This is a genomic window from Bacillus sp. S2(2024) (genome assembly GCF_050474045.1).
Classification (GTDB): Bacteria; Bacillota; Bacilli; order Bacillales; family Bacillaceae_G; genus Bacillus_A; species Bacillus_A yunxiaonensis.
Window position 1 is genome coordinate 1,505,935 of record NZ_JBFLUS010000003.1, and the last position, 25,412, is coordinate 1,531,346.

A 25,412-nucleotide genomic window follows, 5' to 3' on the forward strand; every position below is an offset into this window, starting at 1 on the left:
ATCATATATCTTTCTCTTCACTTGCCCAGCGATATCCGATTCCATATATCGTCTTAAGGTGATCATGAATTGGAAATGAAGATTTTCGTAATTTTTCGCGCAAGTTACGAATATGCGAATCTACAGTTCGATCCTCTGTTTCTGATGTATGACCCCAAATACGTTCAATAAGTTGCTCACGACTAAATACGTAATTTACATTATTTAAAAATAAACCGAGTAGCGAAAATTCAATTGGAGTTAATAACAGTTCATTTCCATGCACAGAAGCGGTATGTTTTGCTTCATCCCACACCAATCCTTTATATTCTATTTTATGATGCTGCTTTGTTCGGCGTAGAACGGCCTCTATGCGAGCTAATAATTCTTCTTCATGAAACGGTTTCGTAATATAATCGTCAGCTCCTTTTTTTAATCCTTGTACAACATCTTGTGTATCATCACGAGCAGTTAGCATGATAACTGGTACACTATTGAACTCACGAATTCTCGCGCAAGTTTCCCAACCATCCATTTCGGGCATCATAATGTCTAGTAAAATTAATCGAAATTCGTTTTCTTCTAATAAAGAAATCGCTTCTTTGCCAGAAGTTGCTTTAGTACAGCGATACCCCCTAGGGGCTAAATATAATGAAAGTAAATCTAGCATACGTGGTTCATCATCTACTAATAGAATGTTAATCATATAGGCCCTCCTTAATTAAATGATACCTAAATATAAAATATTTTACTAAAAGATATTGAAGAAATTGTGCAGGCCGTTATGTGTTTTCTTGTCTTTGTCTCTCCATAATTTCTTGATAATTGTTCTATATAATAATTACGAACAAACTGGGGAGGGATTTTTTATGAAGAGAACGGTATTAACAGGGATTTCAATCGTAGCAATTTCTTTAATTGCTGGATGTTCTGCAACTACAAATATAGCAAGTGATCATAAAAATATGAACGAAAAAAAGACCACACAGACTGAAACAGCAACAAAACCATTACAAGTGATAAAGGGTCCTGAAGTTACGCTAGTGGCGAAAGAAGAGAAGCAAAGGCTAAGTAACGGTGTTGTTGTTCCAGTATGGACATTTAATGGTTCTTCTCCTGGACCAGAAATTCGTGTGAAAAAAGGTGAAAAGGTTAAGGTCACATTAAAAAATGAACTATCTGCACCGGTATCGATCCACTGGCACGGATATCCTGTTCCAAACAATATGGATGGAATTCCAGGCGTTACGCAAGACGCGATTGAGCCAGGGAAAAGTTTTACGTATGAATTTGAAGCAAACGTACCAGGAACGTATTGGTATCATTCGCATCAAGACTCCGTTAATCAACTAGATCGAGGCCTGTACGGTGCTCTTGTTGTAGAAGATACAAATGAAAAATATGATAAAGATTACACGTTAATGTTAGACGAGTGGGTAACTGATAAAAAAGAAATTGATAAACAAATTAAGGAAATGACAAAAAAGAAAACCGAAAAATCAGATGAGGATAAGTCTAGTATGAATCATGGAAATATGGAAAAGCATGATGATATGAACGGTATGGATCATTCTAGTATGGATATGGGAAGTAATAAAAAAGAATCAGGTAATATGGAAGGAATGGATCATGGAAATATGAATATGGAAGGTCATAATATGAGTATGTATGATCTATTCACAATCAATGGGAAAAGCGGGGATTTAATAGAGCCGTTGAAAGTAAAAAAAGGAGATAAAGTTCGGCTACGATTTATCAATGCTGGTTACTTATCACACAACATCCATGTTCATGGTCATGATATAAAAGTAATTGCAACAGATGGACAGCCAATAAATGAACCAAAGGTTGTAAAAGACGAAGTGATTTCAATTGCACCGGGGGAACGTTATGATGTTGAGTTTACGGCGAATAACCCTGGGAAATGGTATGTTGAGGATCATGGAGAAGGAAAGGGTGTAAAAGGAATGAAAGCTGTTATTGAGTATGATGGCAGCAAAGATATGAAAGATAAAGCGAATGAAAAAGAAAAACTTCCAAAATTAGATATGACGAAATATGGTTCTAAGAAATTAGGAAGCTTCACATTAGATCAGCAATATAATGCAACATATACAATGGATTTGAACACAGAAATGAATGGCAATGGAATGGTATATACAATTAACGGGAAAACATTCCCTAATATTGATCCAATTCAAGTGAAAAAAGGCGATCTAGTAAAAGTAAAATTAGTAAATCATTCTAAAATGGATGATCATCCGATGCATTTACACGGTCATTTCTTCCAAGTATTAAGCAAGAATGGAAAACCAATAGAAGGTTCTCCAATTGTGAAAGATACTTTAAACTTAAAACCAGGTGAAGAATATGAGGTAGCATTTGTAGCGAATAATCCAGGTGAATGGATGTTCCATTGCCATGATTTGCATCATGCATCTGCAGGGATGGTAACAGAAGTGAAATATAAAGATTATAAATCTGATTATGTTCCAAATCCTAATATTCCTAATATGCCAGAGTGATGTAAAATTTGTGTAATTTATTATAGATAATATAAAGCAGCTTTCCAATTGGAGAGCTGCTTTATTGATATGTTGTATGGAGTGTTTAATCGATCCAGTATAAACAGGTAGTAAGACCCCCACTGATGGAAGTTTCACTATATACTATTTTTTGAAATCTTGATTCAGTTAATGTATGTGTTGATTGTGTTGAGAAGAAGGTGAATTATGATCTGGAAATGTTATAAAAACAGTGAGAAGAATTATAATGCTAACTGAAAGTAAAAATAGAAACCAGCGGTGAATGTAAGAAGAGAAAATTTTTGACAAGAATTGAATGATACATGACGTAGTAATGGCAATTGTGAACAAAATACTAATAAGAAGTATACTGTGTGCTTGCTGAGCATTCAACATTTCCGTCACCATAGCTCCCATCATACCTGCCATCAATCCAGAAAACATACCTTCTAAAGCAGAGTAGAGATGAAAGGATAGCCCAACTAAAAGTCCAACTATGCCACTAATCAACATAGAAAGTAAAGTAGAATGCAACAAGTCTCCTTTCAAAATAATACCAAGATAGAATCCTATGCTTAATCCGGTGCTCATACTAAAAGACATAATAAATACCATATACTCCATTAGGGTACCTTTAGATTTAGTAATAAATGCTGTAACAATAACTAAGATAAAACAAAGCGTTAGGGTAGTTAACGTATAAGTGGATATAGTGATACCTCCCTGTCCTTTTGTTCATTTCATCATATGTGCAAATGTAGAGCACTTATGCCTATGTATGTCTGCAAAATATCTGCATAATTTAAGGGAGAGAATGAAAATAGTTGTTCTGATAAAATACATACAAGTGTGCTTGTATGTATTTTCTTTCAAAAAATTTCAAAAAATTTCAAAAAATAGGTATATAAACAGTTGTAATTTATACCCCCTACCCGTATAATGTATATAAAGATTGGTAATTACAATACATGAGGTGATATAAATGGATCATTGTAAAGATAATGAAATAAATCAAAAAATGGTTCCTCGAACAGAAGAGGAAATTCAAAGTGTTATAAAACGTTTAAAGCGTATTGAAGGGCAAGTACGTGGTGTTCAAAAGATGGTAGAAGATAACCGTTACTGTGTGGATATTTTAATTCAAATTTCAGCGATTAATGCAGCCTTAAATAAAGTAGGTTTTTCTCTATTGGAGCGCCATACAAAACATTGTGTAGCAAAGGCGATTCATGAGGGGAATGGGGACGAATCGATTCAAGAATTGATGAGTGTAATAAAGCAATTTTCAAAATAGGAGGGGTATAAGATGGATAAACAAAAACATGTTACGCTTGGAGTTACAGGAATGACATGTGCAGCCTGCGCCAACCGGATTGAAAAAGTGCTAAATAAAATGGATGGGGTAGAAGCTAACGTAAACTTAGCAATGGAAAAAGCAAGTATCAAATATGATTCTTCTCAGCAAGAAATTTCAAATATAAAAGAGAAAATTGAGAAGTTAGGGTATGACGTATCAGCAGAAAAAGTTACTTTTGATATTGAAGGAATGACATGTGCAGCTTGTGCAAACCGAATTGAAAAAGTACTAAATAAAATGGAAGGCGTTTCACATGCAACTGTTAATTTAGCTACAAATAGCGCCGTTGTAGAGTACAATGAAGATTTAGTTTCTACAGAAAATATTTTAGAAAAAATAAAGAAAATTGGATATAAGGGACAAATCCGTAACGAAAATGCAGAGCGTTCGGAAAGAAAAGAAGAGGTTATTAAGGAGAAAAAGCGTCAACTTATTATTTCTATTATTTTGTCCTTACCTTTACTTTATACAATGCTTGGACATATGCCATTTGATACAGGAGTACCAGTACCGCATATTCTTATGAATCCGTGGTTTCAACTTTTATTAGCAACACCAGTTCAGTTTTATATTGGAGGACACTTCTATGTAGGTGCTTATCGGGCTCTTCGAAATAAAAGTGCGAATATGGACGTTTTAGTTGTCTTAGGAACATCAGCAGCTTATTTTTATAGTTTATATGAAACTTTGAAAACGTTAGGAAATCCTGCATACACTCCTGATTTATATTTTGAAACAAGTGCGGTTTTAATTACGTTAATTTTGGTCGGAAAGTACTTTGAAACAATGGCAAAAGGGCGTACAACAGAAGCCATTTCTAAATTGTTAAGTTTACAGGCGAAAGATGCGCTTGTTGTTCGTAATGGTCAAGAGGTGCGAGTGCCATTAGAAGAAGTTGTGATTGGAGATATCATGATTGTAAAACCCGGTGAAAAAATACCGGTGGATGGTATCGTGATTTCAGGGGCATCTTCTGTTGATGAATCTATGATTACTGGAGAATCTATTCCGATGGATAAAAAAGAAGGAGATTCTGTTATTGGTGCGACGATTAATGCAAATGGGATGCTGACCATTCAAGCTGAAAAAGTTGGAAAAGACACAGCGTTAGCGGGCATTATTAAAATTGTTGAAGAAGCGCAGGGATCTAAAGCACCGATTCAGAGATTAGCAGATATTATTTCAGGTATTTTTGTTCCTATTGTTGTAGCGATCGCTTTAGTTGCCTTTATTGTATGGTATTTCTTTATAACACCAGGAGATTTACCAAAAGCATTGGAAGTAGGGATTGCGATTCTTGTCATTGCATGTCCGTGTGCACTAGGTTTGGCTACACCAACTTCGATTATGGTTGGTACGGGAAAAGGAGCAGAAAAGGGTATTCTCTTTAAAGGAGGTGAATATCTAGAAGGGACGCATAAAATCAATGCAGTGTTGCTGGATAAAACAGGAACCGTAACAAAAGGGAAACCAGAAGTCACCGATGTATTAGAATTTCAAGAAGGTATGCTGGATTATGCGATTTCAGCTGAAAGTGCTTCTGAACATCCGTTAGCCCATGCGATTGTTGAATATGGAAAACAGCATGAGATCAAATTGAAAGAGTTACAGCACTTTGCAGCAATTCCAGGTCATGGTCTTGAAGTGGATATTGAAAACAAAAAGGTTCTTGTTGGAACGCGTAAATTAATGAATGAGCAATCTGTAGAAATTTCACAGCGTGAAGAGGTTATGAAAGAACTAGAGTATCAAGGTAAAACAGCGATGCTTGTCGCAATTGATGGGAAACTTGCTGGAATAATCGCTGTTGCTGATACTGTAAAGGAAAGTTCGAAGGATGCAATTCAAACACTCAAGCAAATGGAAATTGAAATATACATGGTAACAGGTGATAATAAACGTACAGCTGAGGCGATTGCAAAGCAAGTTCATATTGACCATGTATTTGCAGAAGTGTTGCCAGAGGATAAGGCTAAGATTGTAGAGGATTTACAAAAACAAGGAAAGAGAGTCGCAATGGTAGGTGATGGTATTAATGATGCACCAGCTCTTGCGAAATCTGATATTGGTATGGCAATTGGAACAGGTGCAGATGTAGCAATTGAAACTGCAGATGTTACGTTAGTTGGCGGTGATTTATCACATATACCAAAAGCAATTGAGTTAAGTCGTAAGACGATGAAAAATATTCGTCAAAACTTGTTTTGGGCTTTGTTCTATAATGCAATCGGTATTCCTGTGGCGGCATTTGGATTATTAGAGCCTTGGGTAGCCGGAGCGGCAATGGCATTTAGCTCTGTATCTGTTGTGACTAACGCACTTCGTTTGAAACGCGTTAAAATATAAATGAATAAAATGGAGGAATATATGATGACTATCACATTAAACGTACAAGGAATGACATGTAATCATTGCAAAATGGCAGTAACAAATGCACTTACAGAGTTAGCGGGAGTACAAAATGTAGAAGTTAACCTGCAAGAGGGAACTGTAAATGTAAAATATGATGAAGCAAAAGTAGATGTAGAAAAAATGAAAGAAGTTATTGAAGATCAAGGATACGATGTGCAGTAAATAGGGAAATTCAATAATTCTTAGTAAAAAGGCCGTTTGATTAAAAGCGGCCTATCACATTTAATGATAAATAATTTGTATCGTTAAATGTGATAGGCTTCGAATAGGTATAATCTGTTACCAAAATAATCGTGTTTTGTTTACAAATAAAATTGAATTTACTAGAATAATGAGTATAAATCGTAATAGTTACGTTTTATGGCGGTGTTGTAGAAGTAGCTGCAAGTATAGTCAGAAACAAAGAAATGGATGGTTGATAACATGAACAAAGTAGAAATTCATATTTTAGGTGGTTTTTTAGGGAGCGGGAAATCAACGCTGCTTCAAAATTTATTATTAGCTGAAAAGAAGAAAAATCGAAAAGTTGCAGTGCTAATGAATGAAATAGGCGAATACTCCGTAGATACAGATATTGTAGGACGAGAAAATATTTTAAGAGAACTTTTAAGAGGCTGTATTTGCTGTACGATGAAAGATGAATTAGAAATTCAGCTACATTCCTTATATCAGGACGAGAGACCTGATGTAGTTTATATAGAAACAACGGGAGTTGCGCATCCGATTGAAGTATTAGACGCTTGTCTCTCACCTATTTTAGCTCCTTATATTGAAGTGAAGTCCATTATTGTTGTATTAGATGCAATCAGGTGGCTAAATCGGGAAACATTAAGTAAAAGCGTGCAACAACTTTTAAACGAACAAATGAAGTATGGAAGTCATGTTCTTATCAATAAATCAGATTTGCTTAGGGACGAAGAGAAGAAACAGGTTGTTGAGGAAGTAGCGTTAATAAATAGACATGCAAAATTATACGAAACACAGTATTGTAATATATCTTTAGAGGATTTCAAAGAGGTAAAGGTAACAAGTAATCAAAATCATGAAAAATTACATGTGAACCAGCATTTACATATTCAAACTATGACCTATCCATTTACAAAATCAATTGATCAGGGCAAATTGTACGAGTGGCTTTCTAATTTACCTGAGGGAATTTATCGTGTAAAAGGGTTTGTGAAATTTCATGGTGATAAATACCCAACTTTGCTGCAATACTCATTTGGTGTGCCATCTTTAATGGAGCAGGATTTTGGTTTCCCTACAAACCTTGTAATTATTGGAGAGAATTTAGATAAAGCGAAACTGAAGAAGGAGCTAGAGAGTTTGGAACAAGTGGAGTTGTAAGGTTTGTATACGGTTGTTTTCAGATGAATATATTAATTTTATTAGAGAGGGAAGGACTAGTTTTTTAGTCATTCCCTTTTTTAGTTAAGAAACGAACATGTTATTAGTAAATATTTACAACTTAATTGGAAGGGATTTGGGAAAAGTTAGAGAAATTAGAGGTACTTCAAGAAATTTTATATCATAGTAGCGATTGATATTGATAAATGTCATTATTACGGATAGTTCACCTCAGTGTATTCAATTCTCTAAGAAGATAAATGATAGGGGAGGAATCATGATGTCAGTGAAAAAACATAAGTGGCTAAAAATGGTGTGCACAAGTTGTATACTTGGTTCATTGTTCGTATCAGTTGGGTGCTCTGGAAAAAAAGCAAGTACAGGTAATGAGGAAACAAAAACAGTTAAGGTAGGTGTTCTTGCTTCGTTAACTGGACCACTTGAATCGTATGGAAAACAAACAGTAAATGGATTTGAGCTCGGTCTAGATTATGCAACAGGTGGAACAGGAAAAGTGGAAGGAAAAAAGATTAAGTTTGTTGTAGAAGATACGGAAACAAAAGCGGATGTAGCCGTTAAGAAAGCTACGAAACTATTAGAAGAAGATAAAGTAGACTTTTTAGTTGGTTCATCTAGTTCAAGTGATACGTTAGCAGTTTTACCATTGGCTGAAGAGTATAAAAAAATAATGGTTGTTGAGCCGGCTGTAGCAGATAGTATTACGGGGAAGAACTGGAATAAATATATTTTTAGAACAGGGCGGAATTCATCTCAAGATGCAATTGCTGGTGCAGCATCAATTGCTAAGAAAGATGTGAAGATTGCTACACTAGCTCAAGACAATGCATTCGGAAGAGAAGGGATTGCGGCATTTAAAGATGCAGCAAAGAAGTTAGGCGCAAACATTGTAAATGAGCAATATGCTGATGCGAATTCTACTGATTTTACGGCAAATATACAAAATATTATAAGCTCAAAACCAGATTATTTATTTATTGTTTGGGCAGGTGCAAATTCGCCATGGAAGCAATTAAAAGATATGAATGTGGAGCAGCAAGGTATTAAAATTTCAACGGGTGCACCTGATATTCCAGCATTAAAAACAATGGATGCGTTAGTTGGCATGCAAGGATTTTCAGTGTATTATCATACGCTTCCAAAAAATAAAGTGAATGATTGGTTAGTAGAAGAGCATAAAAAACGATTTAACGGTGCTGTTCCAGACTTGTTTACAGCTGGAGGGATGTCAGCTGCTATTTCAATCGTCGAGGCCTTAAAGAAAACGAAAGGCGATACTAATGCTGATACGCTCATTAAAAAGATGGAAGGAATGGAATTTGAAACACCAAAAGGAACAATGAAATTCCGTGCGGAAGATCATCAAGCTTTGCAAACGCTTTATTCAATTACATTGAAAAAACAAGATGGAATTGATTATCCTGTTCCAGTTTTAGAGCGGGAATTAAAAATGACAGAGACAGAACCGCCAATTCGTAATAAATAATCTGAATAATAAAAAAATAAGTCTTATTGTAACGAACAGTGAAAGTTTTCCATTCCTATCATAAAGGGATGGAAAACTTTTCACTTCGTATGAACGGGTAGTAAAATCTGAGCCTCAAGATTCAGAGAAAACGAAGAAGATAGGTGGAGACTAGTGATCAGTAGGGAATTAAGGAATTCTTTGTGAGGAGGACATAGTGTGGAGAATTTGTTAGAGACTCGCGATCTTTGTGTCTCATTTGGAGAACATCATGTTATTAAAGATGTAAATTTGATGATACCGAAAGGGAAACTTATTTCCATTATTGGGCCGAACGGAGCAGGGAAAACCACCCTTTTTAATTTGTTAAGCGGTCAACTTTCTCCGACAAAAGGAGAGATTTATTTTAAGGAACGAGACATTACAAAGTTATCAATTCCAGATCGAACGCGTCTTGGTATGGGACGTTCTTTTCAGCTTACAAACATTTTTCCAGAATTAACGGTTCTTGAAAATGTTCGGCTTGGTGTACAGTCTTATGCGAAAGATTATTATAGCTTCTTCCCGCGACCGTCTCAGTATAAGCAGCAACAAGAAGAAGCACGCCATTTACTCGAGGTTGTGTTGCTGAATGAAAAGGAAGAAGTACTTGCAAAAGGTTTAGCTCATGGAGAAAAGCGAAAATTGGAACTTGCAATGCTTTTAGCACTTAAAACAGATATGTTGTTGTTAGACGAACCGACAGCGGGTATTTCTATTGAAGAGGTTCCTGCTATTCTCCAAGTAATTGAAAATATAAAAAATAATCGTGAAAATACGATTGTGTTAATAGAGCACAAAATGGATATGGTTCTTCATTTATCTGATCATCTTATTGTGTTATTTCAAGGTGAGTTACTAGCTGAAGGCTTACCAGAGGAGATCATGAAGGATGAACGTGTGCAAACTGCGTATTTAGGAGGGTTACACAGTGACACTATTAAAAGTGGATAATATAGAAACGTATTTAGATCAGTTTCATATTTTGCAAGGTGTTTCTTTTGGGGTGGAGGAAGGGACCATTACAGTCTTATTTGGAAGAAACGGAGCAGGGAAAACGACAACGCTGCGTTCTATTATGGGGTTTCATACCATTTCTAACGGAGCAGTTTATTTTGGAGACGAGAAAGTAAATGGGCTATCAACACATATGATTTCTCGAAAAGGTATAGGGTATGTGCCAGAAAACCAAGGAATATTTTACGACTTAACGGTTGAAGAAACGTTTGCACTTGCTCAAACAAAAAAGAATGAAGAAACAGATGAAAAAGTAGAATGGATGCTGAATCTCTTTCCAGATTTAAAACAATTTTGGCATAAAAAGAGTGGATTATTAAGTGGAGGCCAAAAGCAAATGCTCGCTATTTCAAGAGCTTACATTAACGGTGAAGGCCTACTGCTTATTGATGAGCCTAGTAAAGGATTGTCACCAATTATGATTGAGAAGTTGATGACCTCAATTTTAAAAATGAAGGAGAAAACAACTGTTTTGCTTGTTGAACAAAACTTTATGATGGCCAGTCAAATTGGCGATTATTTTTACATTATGGACAATGGGAAAATTGTACATAATGGTCCGATGAGTGAACTGAAGGAAGATAAGGAAACATGTCATAAATATTTAGGGATTTCTTAACCTTGATATCGGTGAGGTGAAAAACGTGGATGTGTTAGTTAATTTATTCGTAAATGGTGTTTCGACAGGTGTGCTTATTTTCTTATTAGCATCTGGCCTAACACTCATTTTCGGTTTAATGAGTGTTCTTAATTTTGCTCATGGTGGGCTATTTGCATGGGGTGCTTTTACTGGGGTGTGGTTGTTTAATGTAACAGGCAGTTATATGTTTGCATTATTTGGTGCTATTGTGATGGGCATGTTTCTTGGTTGGATATTAGAAAGATTCCTCATCCGTCCGGTTTATGGAAATCATGTTCGCCAACTTCTGGTTACACTTGGTGGTATGCTCGTGCTAAGTGAATGTATCAAAGTATTTTGGGGGCCGAATCCGATAGGAGCTAAGTTACCAAATTGGTTACAAGGAAGTTTTACATTTGATGGAATCATATTAATCAAGTATCGCTTATTTGTTATTTTAATCGGTTTATTTGTGTACATTGGATTTGTATTGTTACTTCGAAAAACGAAAATCGGGCTTATGATTCGTGCTGGTGTAATGGATAAAGAGATGGTTCAAGCACTTGGAATTAATGTGAAAGCTATCTTTTCTTTCGTGTTTTTGTTAGGAGCTGGAATGGCGGCGTTAGGCGGCTTTCTTCTTGCGCCTTATTCGGGTATTATTTTTGCCGAAATGGGGATGCAGTATGCTATTTTAGCTTTTATCGTTGTAATCATTGGTGGATTAGGTAGTGTACAAGGCTCTGTAATTGCATCCTTAATTGTTGGTTTAGCAGGGGCTTTTACAGCCTACTATGTTCCGGATTTATCGCTTGCGATAAACATGTTGATGCTGTTATTCGTCTTATTAGTTAAGCCAACAGGACTTGTTGGCGAAAAGGGGTGAGATTGTTATGGCTACATCATCTAATCGGGCTAGCTTATATTTTTGGGGTGCAATTCTTTTTTGTTTCATCATATTTCCTTTTATAAACGATTCAAGGAGCATGTTAATCTTGTTTACACAAATTTTCATTTTCGCAATCTTTGCAATGAGCTTTGATATTCTATTAGGTTATACGGGAATTGTGTCGTTTGGACATTGTATGTTCTTTGGAATCGGTGCTTATTGCGTTGCACTCCTATTAGACCGACAAGAGACAACGATATCGAGTTTTTTTACTGGGATTATATTAGCAGTAACCTTATCAGCAGTCATTAGCTATATAGTCGGTATGCTTTCCTTACGACTAAAAAGCCATTTTTATGCGATGCTAACACTAGCTATTTCTCAATTATTTTTTGTGCTCGCTGAAAAATGGCGAACTGTCACGCATGGCGGCGATGGTTTTACATTCCGTGTACCTGATATATTTCGAGATCGTTTCACATTTTACTATATTACATTAATAAGTTTAGTGATTATTTTTTTATTACTACAACTGTTTACGAAATCTTCAATTGGAAACGTATTAAAAGCGATTTCGCAAAATGAACAACGTGTGGAAGCACTTGGTTATAAAATTCTTCACTATAAAGTAATTGCAAGTGTTGTAGCTGGAGTTGTAGCATCTGTGAGCGGCGGATTATTTGTTATTACACTTCGCTTTGTAAATACGACCGTTTTCTCAATTGATATGACACTAAATGCTTTATTAATGACGACAATTGGCGGCATTGGGACATTAGTAGGAGCGATAATAGGGGCAGGGATGATTGAATCTTTGAAATACTATTTGTCAGAGCTTGCTGCGCAGTATCCAATTTTTGAACGATGGACAATTCTTCTTGGCTTATTGTATATTATCGTCTTATTAGGTCTTCCGACAGGTATGTTAGGAACAGTTAGGAAACTGGTGAAATGGAAACAGCATAAGAAAAAAGAGAAGAGGGAGCAAATTGAGCATAGTGCTTAATACACTAGAAAATGGCTTTTTAACTGATAATGAACCTTATAGTTACTTATAGGTAACCTACGCACATTAAAGTGCAGTATTGTATTTTAAATAATATATAGATAAAATTCATGATATGAAAAAATTAGCAAATTAGAATGAATAAGGAGTGTTAGATTTGGCAGAATTAATACAAGGGAAAAATGCATTAATTACAGGAGCCGGAAGAGGGATTGGCCGTGCTGTCGCAATTGCTTTAGCAAAAGAAGGCGTGAATGTAGGACTTTTAGCACGTTCAGAAGAAAATTTAAAGGCTGTTGCAAAAGAGGTTGAGGCAGAAGGTGTGAAAGCTGTAATTGCTACTGCTGATGTATCTTCATACGAAGAAGTAAGTGAAGCAATTGAAACATTGAAAAATGGTTTAGGTTCTATTGACATTTTAATTAACAATGCCGGAATTTCTAAATTTGGCAATTTCCTAGAACTAGAAGTTGCAGAATGGGAAAAAATCATTCAAGTGAACTTAATGGGCGTCTATTATGTAACTCGTGCTGCGTTACCAGGAATGATTGAACAGCAGTCCGGTGATATTATTAATATTTCATCGACAGCTGGACAAAAGGGAGCACCAGTAACAAGCGCGTACAGTGCTTCTAAATTTGGTGTTCTTGGTTTAACTGAATCATTAGCAATGGAAGTACGTAAACATAATATTCGTGTTACAGCATTAACACCAAGTACAGTTGCAACAGATATGGCAGTAGAATTAGGTTTGACAGATGGTAATCCAGATAGAGTTATGCAAGCTGAAGATATTGCCGAATTTATTGTAGCACAGCTGAAATTAAATAAACGTACATTCATTAAATCTGCTGGATTATGGTCTACAAATCCGTAAGAGAATAGATGATTGAATTAACAAAAAAGATAGCTGTTCTTTTTCAGAACAGCTATCTTTTTTTAGGCGTAACCTTAGTACATGGTTTCTTAGTCATTTGACGTTAGAATGTTCATCTTATTCCAACATGTCACTTCATCAACAGACAAACGTAATGGGGGAACTATGAAAAAATGTTTTTGTGAAATACGTTTATTTCCAATTTAGATAGTCGAATTTTCTAACATGAAATGTTATGATTCCATTAAGAGAGAATTAGTTTGGAAGGGGTATAGAAATAACGAATATGGATAAAGAAAAACAACAATTGAGCGTTGAAGTTGCAAGGTTATATTACCAATCTGATTATAGTCAACAAGAGATTGCAAATAAATTGAATATCTCAAGGCCGACGATCTCGAGATTGTTAAAATATGCAAAAGAAAAAGGATTTGTTCAAATTAAAATAGCTGATCCATTTGCTGATTTAGATAATGTGGGAAACCTACTTAAAGAAAAATATAACTTATTAGAGGCGCATGTCGTATTTTCTCCAGTACCAGAATATACGGCCATTACGGAGTATATTAGTAAGTATGCTGCTGAGTATATGGAAAAGACTGTTACAAATGGTGATGTTGTTGGTGTGAGTTGGGGAACGACGATGTATGAAGTCGCTAGAAAAATTGTCCCGCAGCATGTAAAAGGGGTAGAAGTTGTCCAATTAAAAGGAGGTATTAGTCATTCAAGTGTAAATACATATGCGAGTGAAACAATCGCCTTGTTTGCAGATGCTTTTCAAACAACACCACGAAATTTACCACTCCCAGTTATATTTGATAATGCAGTTACAAAAGAATTAGTAGAGCAGGATAGGCATATTCATCATATTGTTGAGATGGGAAAACAAGCTAATATTGCCATTTTCACAGTTGGAACTGTTAGAGATGAGGCTTTATTATTTCGATTAGGTTATTTGAATGAACAAGAAATGAACTTATTGAAAGAACAAGCTGTTGGGGACATTTGTTCGCGTTTCTTCGATGGAGACGGTAATATATGCAGTGAGGAAATTAATCAACGAACAATTGGTATTGATTTAGAAGAGTTACGATTAAAGAAGCGTTCTGTTCTTGTTGCAGGAGGTTCTAGAAAAGTAAAAGCAATTGATGGTGCGTTAAGAGGCGGATATGCGAATGTGTTGATTATCGATCAGCATACCGCAAAAGAGTTATTACATTACCAAAAAGATTGAAAAAGAAGGTTTCTCAAAAATAAAAATTTGAGAAACCTTCTTTTAGTATATGGTTGTGCAACATATGTGTTTTTCGATAAAAACTTCATGATGAAGTAATGGTTTGCATAAGAAATTTGTGAAATAGATTTTTTTATGAATGAATAAATGTTGTGTTTTATGAGGGAGCTGTTAATATGGCAGCGCCCTTTTTGTGTCAATTTTAAAAACTTATTTCACTATCTCAAAAAAATATTGAACAAAATTTCAAAAGTATGTTTACATTTGTTCAGAGTGGAGTTAGAATGAAGTTGTTAAAAGATATGAGGAGTGAAGAAAATGAACATTGCAAAGTTAATTGATCATACAGTTTTGAAACCGGATACTACAAAAGCAGACGTTATGAAAGTTTTAGAAGAGGCAAAGAAATATAATTTCGCTTCTGTTTGTATTAATCCTACATGGGTAAAATTAGCTGCTGAAGAATTAGCAGGATATGATGTGGATGTTTGTACAGTAATCGGATTCCCTTTAGGTGCAAATACAACTGAGACAAAAGTATTTGAAACAAATGATGTAATTGCAAAAGGTGCGACTGAAGTAGACATGGTAATCAATGTTGGTGCTTTAAAAGATGGAGATAATGAATTCGTTGAAAACGATATTCGTGAAGTTGTACAAGCTGCAAAAGGAAAAGCACTTGTAAAAGTTATCATTGAAACTTGTTTATTAACAGATGAAGAAAAAGTTCGAGCTTGTGAATTATCTGTAAAAGCTGGGGCTGATTTTGTAAAAACTTCAACTGGATTCTCAACTGGCGGCGCAACTGCTGAAGATATCGCATTAATGCGCAAAACTGTTGGAGAAAACGTTGGTGTGAAGGCATCAGGCGGCGTTCGTACACGTGAAGATGCAGAGAAAATGATTGAAGCTGGAGCTTCTAGAATCGGTGCAAGTGCTAGTGTTGCAATTGTCTTAAATGACAAAGAAGGCGCTTCAGATAACTATTAATTCATAAAAATTTGGAAGTAATAGATACACAAATTGCAAAAGAGCATGGTGTATCTATTGCTTTTACATTTCAAAAAAATGTAAGCGGATACCGAAAAGGAGGGAGAATGTTATGAAGTACTTAATAGGCATTATAGGACTTGTAATGATTTTAGGCATTGCATGGCTTGCTAGTAATAATAGAAGAAAAGTTAAATATCGTCCTATTATAACGATGATTATATTACAGTTCATTCTAGGTTTTGTACTATTAAATACAAGTGCAGGAAACGTACTAATAACTGGAATTGCAGATGGTTTTGGACAATTGTTAAAGTACGCTGCTGATGGCGTTAATTTTGTATTTGGTGGTTTGTTAAATCAAAAAGAATTTTCATTCTTTTTAGGAGTATTAATGCCAATTGTATTTATATCAGCTTTAATTGGTATTTTGCAACACATTAAGGTATTACCGTTCATTGTAAAATATATTGGCTTAGCTTTAAGCAAAGTGAATGGAATGGGGAAACTTGAATCATATAACGCTGTAGCTTCAGCGATTTTAGGGCAATCAGAAGTATTTATTTCTGTTAAGAAGCAGTTAGGTTTACTATCGGAAAGAAGATTATATACATTATGTGCGTCTGCGATGTCAACGGTTTCTATGTCTATAGTGGGATCCTATATGGTGTTATTAAAACCACAATACGTTGTAACCGCTTTAGTACTAAACTTGTTTGGCGGATTTATTATTGCTTCTATTATTAATCCTTATGAGGTTACGGAAGAAGAAGATATTTTAGAAGTACAAGAGGAAGAGAAAAAGACCTTTTTTGAAGTATTAGGGGAATATATAGTAGATGGCTTTAAAGTTGCTATTACAGTAGCTGCTATGCTAATTGGATTTGTTGCTTTAATCGCTTTTATTAATGCCATTTTTAAAGGAGTAATTGGTATCTCATTCCAAGAGATTCTTGGTTATGTATTTGCACCATTTGCATTTATTATGGGGGTTCCTTGGCATGAAGCTGTTAATGCCGGTAATATTATGGCGACGAAACTTGTATCAAATGAGTTTGTAGCTATGACAAATTTAGCACAAGGAAACTTTAATTTTTCAGGAAGAACGACTGCTATCATTTCAGTATTCCTTGTTTCATTCGCAAACTTCTCTTCAATCGGAATTATCGCTGGTGCTGTTAAGAGTTTGAACGAAAAACAAGGGAATGTGGTAGCGAGATTTGGTTTGAAACTGCTTTTCGGAGCAACTTTAGTAAGCTTTTTATCCGCAACAATAGTTGGATTAATATATTGAGAGTTTAATAAGTTTACCCTTTGCAAATTAAAATAAAAAGGATCGGTGATTAAGATGAGAATGGTAGATATTATTGCAAAAAAACGTGACGGTAAAGAACTAACAACAGAGGAAATTCAATTCTTTATTAAAGGATATACAGATGGATCAATACCTGATTATCAAGTAAGTGCACTAGCAATGGCTATCTTTTTCCAAGACATGTCTGATCGTGAACGTGCTGATTTAACAATAGCTATGGTGAATTCTGGAGAGACAATTGATTTATCAGAGATTGAAGGAGTTAAAGTAGATAAACATTCAACTGGCGGTGTTGGTGATACAACAACATTAGTTTTAGGACCATTAGTAGCTGCTTTAGATGTACCAGTTGCAAAAATGTCTGGACGTGGTCTAGGGCATACAGGTGGTACGATTGATAAATTAGAAGCAGTTGAAGGATTCCATGTTGAGATTACGAAAGAACAATTTATTGACTTAGTGAATCGTGATAAGGTTGCAGTTATTGGACAAACAGGTAATTTAACACCTGCCGATAAAAAGATATATGCACTACGTGATGTTACGGGAACTGTGAATTCGATCCCATTAATCGCAAGTTCGATTATGAGTAAAAAAATTGCAGCTGGAGCTGATGCAATTGTTCTTGATGTTAAAACAGGAGCAGGAGCGTTTATGAAAACAGAAGAGGATGCGAAAAAATTAGCACATGCAATGGTACGAATCGGAAATAATGTTGGCCGTCAAACAATGGCTGTTATTTCCGATATGTCACAACCACTTGGCTTTGCGATTGGTAACGCTCTTGAAGTGAAGGAAGCAATTGATACGCTAAAAGGAGAAGGGCCAGAAGACTTAACGGAATTAGTGCTTGTATTAGGAAGTCAAATGGTTGTACTTGGTAAAAAAGCAAATACATTAGAAGAAGCACGTGAAATGTTGAAAGAAGTTATGAAGAATGGAAAAGCGATTGAGAAATTCAAAGAATTCTTACGTAATCAGGGCGGTGATAGCTTGATTGTAGATCATCCAGAAAAGTTACCACAAGCGAAATATGTAATTGATGTACCAGCTAAAACTTCAGGTGTTGTGTCTCACATTGTTGCAGACGAAATCGGTATTGCTGCGATGCTTCTAGGGGCAGGCCGTGCGACAAAAGAGGATGAAATTGATTTAGCGGTTGGTTTAATGTTACGCAAAAAAGTTGGCGAAGCTGTAAAAGAAGGCGAATCGTTAGTTACGATCTATGCAAATCGTGAAGATGTTGAAGATGTAAAAGCTAAAATTTATGAAAATATTTCCATATCAGAAAAGGCCGAAGCTCCAACATTAATTCATACTATTATTACTGATTAATGGTTAGTAGAATTGAATGTACTCTAAGGAGGAAATAATATGGATAAACAAAAATATATTGAAGAAGCAACAAAGATGTTGTCAAAAGCTTATATTCCGTATTCGAAATTCCCTGTTGGAGCAGCACTCGTTACGAAAGATGGTAAAATCTATACAGGCTGTAACATAGAAAATGCATCTTACGGTTTATGTAATTGTGCTGAAAGAACAGCGATATTTAAAGCAGTGTCAGAAGGAGAACGCGATTTCAGTTATTTAGTAGTAACAGGTAATACGGATGGTCCTATTTCACCATGCGGAGCTTGTCGACAAGTAATTGCAGAATTTTGTGATCCACAAATGCCAGTATTATTGACAAATCAAAAAGGCGATGAAAAAGAAGTAACAGTTGAACAATTGCTGCCAGGTGCATTTACGATAGATGATTTATTCTAACAAAAGGTAAGTATTGTATGATTTGAAAACGATAAATAAAAATAAAGAAGCTATTCTAATTGAACTATACCCGAATTGTGAACACTTAAAAAAGTCCATGATTCGGGCTTTTTGTGTATTTTTATACTTACTCTCACGTTACTGGGTTTATATATTTATTTCTTTTAGAATAATAATATAAAAAGTTATTTTGCGAAAAAATGTTAAAAATAAGATCTTGTTACAACGTAATTTGCCCTCATTCTTTATGTAATTTTACATATCCAAATATAGGGAATTAGTGTATAAAATGGTATTTTATTATATCAAAAACATTTTATTAGGAATAAATACCTATATAAATTATATTTTACACAGAAATATCAAATTTAAATTAATATATTACATAAAAATAGGTTTACTAATTTTTTATTAATATAATTATTTTTCCATCTTAGAATTTGAATATACGGTAATAAATGTATGGTTAACGGAATTTTGTGATTTACTTAGTAAAAACATAATGTTTTAATAGGGGCATAAGCTCGTTAGTTACATTTTATGAGATACAAAATCAAGTTTATCTTCGTGCGTGTCTTTTATGTAGCCGCTTAGGGAATAGGTTTATAGTAGGGCATTATGTACAAATATTTATAATCTATAATCAGATTCTCAAAATTTACATCATTAAAACTTTCTATAAGGATAAACAGTTATAGGGCTAGTTTTCCTAGAAATATAAACATTTAAAATTTAGTCTAACTGTTTTATCAAGAAATACTAATTAATAGGAGGAATTAACATGAAAAAAACGTTAGTCGCAGGGTTATTAGTTACAGCGGTATCTACAAGTTGCTTCGTACCTGTAAATGCTTTTGCAGAAAGTAAGCAACCTCAATTACAACAAGCAAATATTCAAAATGCATTTATTATGAATACGCTATCAAATTCGATTAGAACATTAGGATCACAAACTCCTTTAATTCAAGGATACGGGTTAGTTATATTAAAACAGCCAGACATTAAAGTAAATGCTATGAGTAGTTTAACAACTGATCAACGCATTGCAAGAGAACATGTTAAAGAATGGATGGATGAATATAATCCGAAACTATTCGATTTAAATCAAGAGATGAAGGGATTTAATACAAGGTTTACAAACTATTATGATCGATTAGTTGAATTAGCTGGAAAAATGAATGAAGATCCGCAAGCAAAAGCAGACTTTATAAGTGCTTTTAATAGATTGCAAAATCAAGTGCAAACGGTTCAGACGAATATGGAAAGAACTTCAGTAGACTTAAATGGGTATAAAGATCAATTGATTGAAGATAGTGATAGCCTTTCTAAGAGAGTTAACACAGCGGTTCAAACTTTAAATGGCGCAAACGGAGATGTTGTAAAACTTAGAGCAGAAATTAAACAAACTCAAGAAGAAATTCAAAATGAATTTACAAAAATTTTAAATCGATCGAAAGAAATTCTTAATGGTTCTATAAAGGTTGGAAAGCAGAGTGTTGATATCGCTAAAACAGGGGCGGAAACGAAAACGATAGATTTTACTTCTATTCAAGAACTTGGTAACGGTATTTTAGATGCTGCTGATAGTGAAACACAACAAGCTAATAATACGATTAAGCAGAAACGACAACAATTAATCCTATTGTTGCAAAAATTATCACAGTATGAAATTCAAACGACTCAAATGACTCTTATTGACGATCAAGTAGGTAGCTTTACAAACTTAATTAAGAAACAACTTAAGGCTTATGATGGTTTAGTAAACGATTGGAAAGCATTAAATGAAACAATGGTTCAAATGAAGACAGGTCTGGATACTGATACGAATATAGATTCTAAGGCACTACAAACACAATTAACTCAACTTAAAACGTTTACAGATGAAATGAATAAACAAATAAAACAATATGAAGATTTTGCTACAAAAATAGAAGTAAACTAAGGCTAATTATTGAGTGAAAAATAACAATTTTAAATCATATAAGGAGAGAGGAAAATGACAAAAAAACCTTATAAAGTAATGGCTTTATCCACATTAATAGCAGCAATGGCAGCAGGGGGCATCATGCCATCATATGCATCTGCAGCGGAAAACATAACAAAACCAGCTCCTATTTATGCTAAAGATGTAGCAGATAAATATGCTGAGTATTCATTAGGACCAGAAGGGCTTAAAGATGCAGTAGCAAAAACAGGATCAAATGTTTTAGCAATGGATCTGTATGCTTTAACAATTCTTAAGCAAGCAAATGCTAATTTTAATGATATAACTGCAGTTAAAGATGATTTAAAATCAAGGATTATACAACATCAAGGTGTTGCTAGAGGAAATGCAAACCACTGGTTAGATGATCTGAAACCGCAACTGATTGGTACGAACCAAAATATTATCAATTATAATGCGAAGTTTCAAAATTATTATGATAGTTTAGTAGCGGCTGTAGATAATAAAGACAAAGCGACATTAGCAAATGGACTTACAAGATTAAGTAATAGTATTTCAGCGAATAAAGCAGAAGTGGACAAGTTAGTGAAAGATTTGAAAGATTTTCGCACTAAATTAACATCCGATACGCAAGGCTTTAAAACAGATGCCAACGAAATTACGTCTATTTTAGCGAGCCAAGATTCAGGAGTCCCTCTTCTAGAAAAACAAATCTCAACAAACCTAGAGAGCATTAATAAAAATAACGCAATTCTTATTAGCGCATCTGTTGCAACAGCCTTAGGCCCAATTGCTATTATAGGTGGTGCAGCTTTAGTTGCTACCGGTGCAGCAGCTGGAGTTGGTACTACACTTATTATAGTCGGTGTAGGTGGACTAGCAGCGGGTATAACAGGAGTTGTTTTAGCAAAGCAAGAAATTGATAGAGCACAGGGAGAGATTCAAAAGTTAACAGGAGAAATTTCAAGTGCAAAAGCACAAGTCGTCGGATTAACAAACCTTAAAAAGCAAACTGAAAGTTTAACAGAAACAGTTGATCTAGCTATTAATGCACTGCAAAATATTTCAAATAAATGGGAGACGATGGGAGCGAAATATAAGAATCTACTTAGAGATGTTAATAATGTTACTCCAGAAGATCTTGCTTTTGTAAAAGAAGACCTTAAGACAGCTAAAGATAGCTGGAGCGATGTTAAAAAGTATGCTGAAGATTTTCAAGGCAGTGAAATTAAGGTAGTAGAGGACAAAATGTAATATAGCTCCGATAATTGTCAACAAGATGGAAAGAATAGACTGATTTTCTTCTTATAAAGGGCCTATAATGAGAATCTCCTGTTCAAGTTTGAGCAGGAGATTTCCTATATAGTTATGAAACTTGATAAAGATTATAGAATAAGACAGTATGAAAACTCCTATTTAAAATGTTGTTTTATTTACAATGAACGTAATGTATTTGAAGTAAAGAATAGAAACTTATGAATTTAATAAAATATGTGATGCATTTGAAAGAATAGGTGAAAAAAGATGAATAAGAAATTGTATAAGAAAATCATTTTATCAACGCTCATTACCGGAATAGCAGCGAGTAATGTAGTGCCACTTCATACTTTTGCGGCAGAACAAACTGTACAAAATAGTGTGTCCCAACAGCAAGAAAGTAATAAGAACTATTCTCTTGGTCCTGATGAATTTAAAGAAGTAATGGAGAAAATGGGGGCAAGTATCCTTACAATGGATTCATATGCTCAAACAATCCGTAATCAACAGCAGACAGATTTAAGTAAAATAAGTTCTATAAATAGTAATTTACAAGCAAACATGATTAAGCATCAAAAGGATGCGCAAACGAATGCAACATATTGGTTAGATGATCTAAAGCCTCATATTATGAAAACGAATCAGAATAGCGTGAGTTATAATGATACGTTTCAAGCGAGTTATAATCAATTGCTAACTGCTTTAGATCAAAAAGATACAGGGAAATTTAAAAATGAATTGGAGAAATTATATAATAGTATTTTGAAAAATAGTCAAGAAGTAGATGGACTGCTAGAAAAGTTAAAAACATTCCGAAATAAAATGGCTGAGGATACAAGAAGTTTTAAAGAAGATTCCAATCAATTGAAGTCTGTTTTAGAAAGTACGAACGCCGGTATTCCGCTTCTACAACAACAAATCAACAATTGTAATAATACAATTAAACAAAACTATGACAGGCGTGGTGGATATATAGCTTTAGCTGTATTTATGCCTTGGGTTGGTATACCATTGATTGTCACTGCTGACAAGAATATCGCATCTGCACAACAAGAAATAGAACAATTAAAGTCCAGAATTTCTGGAGCAGAGGCAGAATTAGTTATTTTGACAGATGCCAAAAATAAAACTGAACATATGACTGAAACAATTGATACAGCTATTACTGCTCTTCAAAATATATCGAATCAGTGGCATACAATAGGATCAAAATATGATTCTTTACTAAAAAATGTTGAATCAATTAGTCCAGATCAGCTTTCGTTTGTAAAAGAAGATCTTAAGACAGCGAAAGATAGCTGGCAGGATCTTAAAAATTATGCGGATAAATTATATGAAGGTGCTAAGATTGTACAAAAAGGACTGTAATGCTTGTAAATACATATAAATAATATATAAGAAACATATAACCTTGTTTTGCTGGTAGGGTTGTATGTTTTTTTTGTATTGGGATTTACTTCTATATAAAACAGTTTATAAATACATAAATTTATTTTAATTTTTTAGATATAAGGTACATTTATGTAGAATAAAACATGATTTGCTTTCTCCTTATTTCGGTAGAAAGGGTATAATAAATTGGTGGAAGTAGAAATTAAAAGGGATTCTTTTGTACAGATGTAGAAATACATAATTATCATTCCATTTAAACTTTGTCTAATATAAAAAAGATAAGAGACGGTGATAAGATGACGAAAAAAGAAAGAATAGAAACAGGATGGAACTTTGATAACAGTTATGCCCGTCTACCGAAAATATTTTTCACCAGCATCAATCCAACTCCTGTTCGCTCACCGAAATTGATTATTCTCAATGATTCGTTGGCAACATCTCTAGGATTGAACATTCAGGAACTGGAAAGTGACGATGGGGTAGCTGAGCTTGCAGGAAATCGGATTCCCGAAGGCGCTTTTCCTCTTGCTCAAGCTTACGCGGGGCATCAATTCGGACATTTTAACCGGTTAGGGGATGGCCGAGCTCTGTTACTTGGCGAGCAAATCACTCCCTTAGGTGGGAGAGTTGATATTCATCTGAAAGGTTCTGGTAGAACACCATACTCTCGTCGGGGAGATGGTCGAGCAGCACTTGGACCGATGCTACGAGAATATATTATCAGCGAAGCAATGCATGCGCTTGATATTCCTACTACTCGCAGCCTAGCGGTGGTAACAACTGGTGAATCAATTATTCGTGAAACCGAGCAGCCTGGTGCAATTCTTACTCGTTTGGCTGCAAGTCATTTGCGCGTTGGCACCTTTCAGTACGTTTCTAAATGGGGCACAGTTGAAGAGCTTCGAGCTCTGGCTGATTATACATTACAGCGACATTATTCAGACGGTGATACTGCTGAAAATCGCTATCTTTTCCTACTTGAGGAAGTAATTAAGCGTCAAGCTTCGTTGATTGCAAAATGGCAACTTGTTGGTTTTATTCACGGGGTAATGAACACTGACAATATGACCATTAGTGGAGAGACCATTGATTATGGTCCTTGCGCCTTCATGGATACTTATGATCCAGAAACAGTATTCAGTTCCATTGATATTCAAGGTCGCTATGCTTATGGCAATCAGCCATATATTGGTGGATGGAATCTTGCAAGGTTTGCTGAAACTTTATTACCACTGTTGCATAGTGATTATGCAAAATCTATGGAAATGGCTCAGGATGCAATTTTGAATTATAACGAGTTATATCATACTAACTGGCTCGCGGGAATGAGAGCTAAATTGGGGATATTTAACGAAGAAGTGCAGGATAAATCCCTTATTGAAGACCTCCTTACTATCATGGAGAAGAATCGTGCAGACTATACGAATACCTTCCGTGCGTTAACTTTTAATAAGCTGGAGGATATGGACTTGTTTAAAACTCCAGAATTTCACCAGTGGCATGAGCAGTGGCAGGAAAGACTAGGTAGACAGGAAGAATCAAAAGATTCTTCACATCTATTGATGCGGAAAAACAATCCTGCGATAATCCCTCGGAATCACAGGGTAGAAGAAGCTCTAGAAGCTGCTGTGAAACATGGAGATTACAGCGTGATGGAGCGTCTTCTTCATGTCCTTTCAAACCCTTACGCGCACTCCCCTGAACAAGATGAGTACGCGACACTACCTGCGCCATCATCATGTCCTTACCGAACTTTTTGCGGTACATGATATAGAAGAAGGAATGGTTCTTTTCGTTTTTCTACAATCATGTTGACGTTTTATTATGATTTAAGGTTTGCATAAGATAATGCTACTTCTTTATTTGAGGTAGCATTATTTTAGTTTGTCCTTTCTTGTGGTACAAAAAAGGATAGAACAGACAGTGTCTCTGCTCGTATCTATCCTCTTCTTTTCCTTT

22 protein-coding genes are annotated in these 25,412 nt (G+C 35.0%); 20 read left to right on the top strand and 2 right to left on the bottom strand.

From position 1 onward, the window contains the following. Position 1: 1 nt before the first annotated feature. On the bottom strand, positions 2 to 685 hold the full coding sequence (locus tag AB1284_RS07525) for a response regulator transcription factor (protein WP_429750455.1): 684 nt from the start codon (positions 683 to 685) through the stop codon (positions 2 to 4). A gap of 163 nt (positions 686 to 848) precedes the next feature. On the opposite strand from AB1284_RS07525, the gene AB1284_RS07530 reads away from it, so the two are divergent. Further along, a complete protein-coding gene (locus AB1284_RS07530) occupies positions 849 to 2,504 on the top strand; it encodes a multicopper oxidase domain-containing protein (protein ID WP_429750453.1) in 1,656 nt (551 codons plus the stop codon). Positions 2,505 to 2,672: 168 nt separating this feature from the next. Here the strand turns inward: AB1284_RS07530 and AB1284_RS07535 are convergent, their stop codons facing one another. After that, a complete protein-coding gene (locus AB1284_RS07535) occupies positions 2,673 to 3,215 on the bottom strand; it encodes a hypothetical protein (protein ID WP_429754327.1) in 543 nt (180 codons plus the stop codon). Positions 3,216 to 3,486: 271 nt separating this feature from the next. Between AB1284_RS07535 and AB1284_RS07540 the strand changes: the two genes are divergently transcribed. The 19 genes from AB1284_RS07540 (at position 3,487) to AB1284_RS07630 (ending at position 25,222) form a co-directional block, all read left to right on the top strand. Next, on the top strand, positions 3,487 to 3,798 hold the full coding sequence (locus AB1284_RS07540) for a metal-sensing transcriptional repressor (RefSeq protein WP_429750451.1): 312 nt from the start codon (positions 3,487 to 3,489) through the stop codon (positions 3,796 to 3,798). A gap of 12 nt (positions 3,799 to 3,810) precedes the next feature. Next, a complete protein-coding gene (locus tag AB1284_RS07545; RefSeq protein WP_429750450.1) occupies positions 3,811 to 6,207 on the top strand; it encodes a heavy metal translocating P-type ATPase in 2,397 nt (798 codons plus the stop codon). Between the two features lie 24 nt (positions 6,208 to 6,231). Further along, positions 6,232 to 6,435 carry a copper chaperone CopZ gene (gene copZ, locus AB1284_RS07550; protein WP_429750448.1) on the top strand — a complete coding sequence of 68 codons (204 nt, stop codon included), beginning with the start codon at positions 6,232 to 6,234 and terminating at the stop codon, positions 6,433 to 6,435. A gap of 261 nt (positions 6,436 to 6,696) precedes the next feature. After that, positions 6,697 to 7,620 carry a CobW family GTP-binding protein gene (locus AB1284_RS07555; RefSeq protein WP_429750446.1) on the top strand — a complete coding sequence of 308 codons (924 nt, stop codon included), beginning with the start codon at positions 6,697 to 6,699 and terminating at the stop codon, positions 7,618 to 7,620. 280 nt (positions 7,621 to 7,900) lie between these two features. Further along, positions 7,901 to 9,124, top strand: coding sequence for a substrate-binding domain-containing protein (locus tag AB1284_RS07560; protein WP_429750444.1), 1,224 nt, complete (start codon positions 7,901 to 7,903; stop codon positions 9,122 to 9,124). A gap of 198 nt (positions 9,125 to 9,322) precedes the next feature. Next, positions 9,323 to 10,096, top strand: coding sequence for an ABC transporter ATP-binding protein (locus AB1284_RS07565; protein ID WP_429750442.1), 774 nt, complete (start codon positions 9,323 to 9,325; stop codon positions 10,094 to 10,096). Next, positions 10,074 to 10,778, top strand: coding sequence for an ABC transporter ATP-binding protein (locus AB1284_RS07570; RefSeq protein ID WP_429750440.1), 705 nt, complete (start codon positions 10,074 to 10,076; stop codon positions 10,776 to 10,778). The genes AB1284_RS07565 and AB1284_RS07570 overlap by 23 nt, the downstream gene beginning before the upstream one ends. 25 nt (positions 10,779 to 10,803) lie before the next feature. Continuing rightward, on the top strand, positions 10,804 to 11,664 hold the full coding sequence (locus tag AB1284_RS07575; protein WP_429750438.1) for a branched-chain amino acid ABC transporter permease: 861 nt from the start codon (positions 10,804 to 10,806) through the stop codon (positions 11,662 to 11,664). Positions 11,665 to 11,671: 7 nt separating this feature from the next. Continuing rightward, positions 11,672 to 12,673, top strand: coding sequence for a branched-chain amino acid ABC transporter permease (locus tag AB1284_RS07580; RefSeq protein ID WP_429750436.1), 1,002 nt, complete (start codon positions 11,672 to 11,674; stop codon positions 12,671 to 12,673). Positions 12,674 to 12,830: 157 nt separating this feature from the next. After that, positions 12,831 to 13,550, top strand: coding sequence for a 3-ketoacyl-ACP reductase (locus AB1284_RS07585; RefSeq protein WP_429750434.1), 720 nt, complete (start codon positions 12,831 to 12,833; stop codon positions 13,548 to 13,550). 286 nt (positions 13,551 to 13,836) lie between these two features. Continuing rightward, positions 13,837 to 14,784: a sugar-binding transcriptional regulator gene (locus tag AB1284_RS07590; protein ID WP_429750432.1), complete on the top strand. Its 948-nt coding sequence runs from the start codon at positions 13,837 to 13,839 to the stop codon at positions 14,782 to 14,784. A 318-nt stretch (positions 14,785 to 15,102) separates the two neighbouring features. Then, positions 15,103 to 15,774: a deoxyribose-phosphate aldolase gene (deoC, locus tag AB1284_RS07595; protein ID WP_429750430.1), complete on the top strand. Its 672-nt coding sequence runs from the start codon at positions 15,103 to 15,105 to the stop codon at positions 15,772 to 15,774. A gap of 112 nt (positions 15,775 to 15,886) precedes the next feature. Then, complete coding sequence (locus AB1284_RS07600) at positions 15,887 to 17,068, top strand: NupC/NupG family nucleoside CNT transporter (protein WP_429750428.1); 1,182 nt, start codon at positions 15,887 to 15,889, stop codon at positions 17,066 to 17,068. A 54-nt stretch (positions 17,069 to 17,122) separates the two neighbouring features. After that, complete coding sequence (locus AB1284_RS07605; protein ID WP_429750426.1) at positions 17,123 to 18,424, top strand: pyrimidine-nucleoside phosphorylase; 1,302 nt, start codon at positions 17,123 to 17,125, stop codon at positions 18,422 to 18,424. Positions 18,425 to 18,463: 39 nt separating this feature from the next. Then, positions 18,464 to 18,859 carry a cytidine deaminase gene (locus AB1284_RS07610; protein WP_429750424.1) on the top strand — a complete coding sequence of 132 codons (396 nt, stop codon included), beginning with the start codon at positions 18,464 to 18,466 and terminating at the stop codon, positions 18,857 to 18,859. A gap of 781 nt (positions 18,860 to 19,640) precedes the next feature. Further along, positions 19,641 to 20,801 (top strand): HBL/NHE enterotoxin family protein, encoded by a 1,161-nt coding sequence (locus tag AB1284_RS07615; RefSeq protein WP_429750422.1) that lies wholly within the window; start codon positions 19,641 to 19,643, stop codon positions 20,799 to 20,801. A gap of 54 nt (positions 20,802 to 20,855) precedes the next feature. Continuing rightward, positions 20,856 to 22,058: an HBL/NHE enterotoxin family protein gene (locus AB1284_RS07620; RefSeq protein WP_429750420.1), complete on the top strand. Its 1,203-nt coding sequence runs from the start codon at positions 20,856 to 20,858 to the stop codon at positions 22,056 to 22,058. A 270-nt stretch (positions 22,059 to 22,328) separates the two neighbouring features. Next, on the top strand, positions 22,329 to 23,429 hold the full coding sequence (locus AB1284_RS07625) for an HBL/NHE enterotoxin family protein (RefSeq protein WP_429750418.1): 1,101 nt from the start codon (positions 22,329 to 22,331) through the stop codon (positions 23,427 to 23,429). A gap of 320 nt (positions 23,430 to 23,749) precedes the next feature. Next, entirely contained in the window at positions 23,750 to 25,222 is a 1,473-nt protein-coding gene (locus tag AB1284_RS07630; RefSeq protein ID WP_429750416.1) for a protein adenylyltransferase SelO, read from the top strand. The last annotated feature ends 190 nt before the right edge of the window (positions 25,223 to 25,412 follow it).

Coding starts and splice junctions, on each gene's coding strand:
- AB1284_RS07525 (WP_429750455.1), bottom strand. CDS start 685: ATGATTAACATTCTATTAGTAGATGATGAACCACGTATGCTAGATTTA.
- AB1284_RS07530 (WP_429750453.1), top strand. CDS start 849: ATGAAGAGAACGGTATTAACAGGGATTTCAATCGTAGCAATTTCTTTA.
- AB1284_RS07540 (WP_429750451.1), top strand. CDS start 3,487: ATGGATCATTGTAAAGATAATGAAATAAATCAAAAAATGGTTCCTCGA.
- AB1284_RS07545 (WP_429750450.1), top strand. CDS start 3,811: ATGGATAAACAAAAACATGTTACGCTTGGAGTTACAGGAATGACATGT.
- copZ (WP_429750448.1), top strand. CDS start 6,232: ATGACTATCACATTAAACGTACAAGGAATGACATGTAATCATTGCAAA.
- AB1284_RS07555 (WP_429750446.1), top strand. CDS start 6,697: ATGAACAAAGTAGAAATTCATATTTTAGGTGGTTTTTTAGGGAGCGGG.
- AB1284_RS07560 (WP_429750444.1), top strand. CDS start 7,901: ATGTCAGTGAAAAAACATAAGTGGCTAAAAATGGTGTGCACAAGTTGT.
- AB1284_RS07580 (WP_429750436.1), top strand. CDS start 11,672: ATGGCTACATCATCTAATCGGGCTAGCTTATATTTTTGGGGTGCAATT.
- AB1284_RS07590 (WP_429750432.1), top strand. CDS start 13,837: ATGGATAAAGAAAAACAACAATTGAGCGTTGAAGTTGCAAGGTTATAT.
- deoC (WP_429750430.1), top strand. CDS start 15,103: ATGAACATTGCAAAGTTAATTGATCATACAGTTTTGAAACCGGATACT.
- AB1284_RS07600 (WP_429750428.1), top strand. CDS start 15,887: ATGAAGTACTTAATAGGCATTATAGGACTTGTAATGATTTTAGGCATT.
- AB1284_RS07605 (WP_429750426.1), top strand. CDS start 17,123: ATGAGAATGGTAGATATTATTGCAAAAAAACGTGACGGTAAAGAACTA.
- AB1284_RS07610 (WP_429750424.1), top strand. CDS start 18,464: ATGGATAAACAAAAATATATTGAAGAAGCAACAAAGATGTTGTCAAAA.
- AB1284_RS07615 (WP_429750422.1), top strand. CDS start 19,641: ATGAAAAAAACGTTAGTCGCAGGGTTATTAGTTACAGCGGTATCTACA.
- AB1284_RS07620 (WP_429750420.1), top strand. CDS start 20,856: ATGACAAAAAAACCTTATAAAGTAATGGCTTTATCCACATTAATAGCA.
- AB1284_RS07625 (WP_429750418.1), top strand. CDS start 22,329: ATGAATAAGAAATTGTATAAGAAAATCATTTTATCAACGCTCATTACC.
- AB1284_RS07630 (WP_429750416.1), top strand. CDS start 23,750: ATGACGAAAAAAGAAAGAATAGAAACAGGATGGAACTTTGATAACAGT.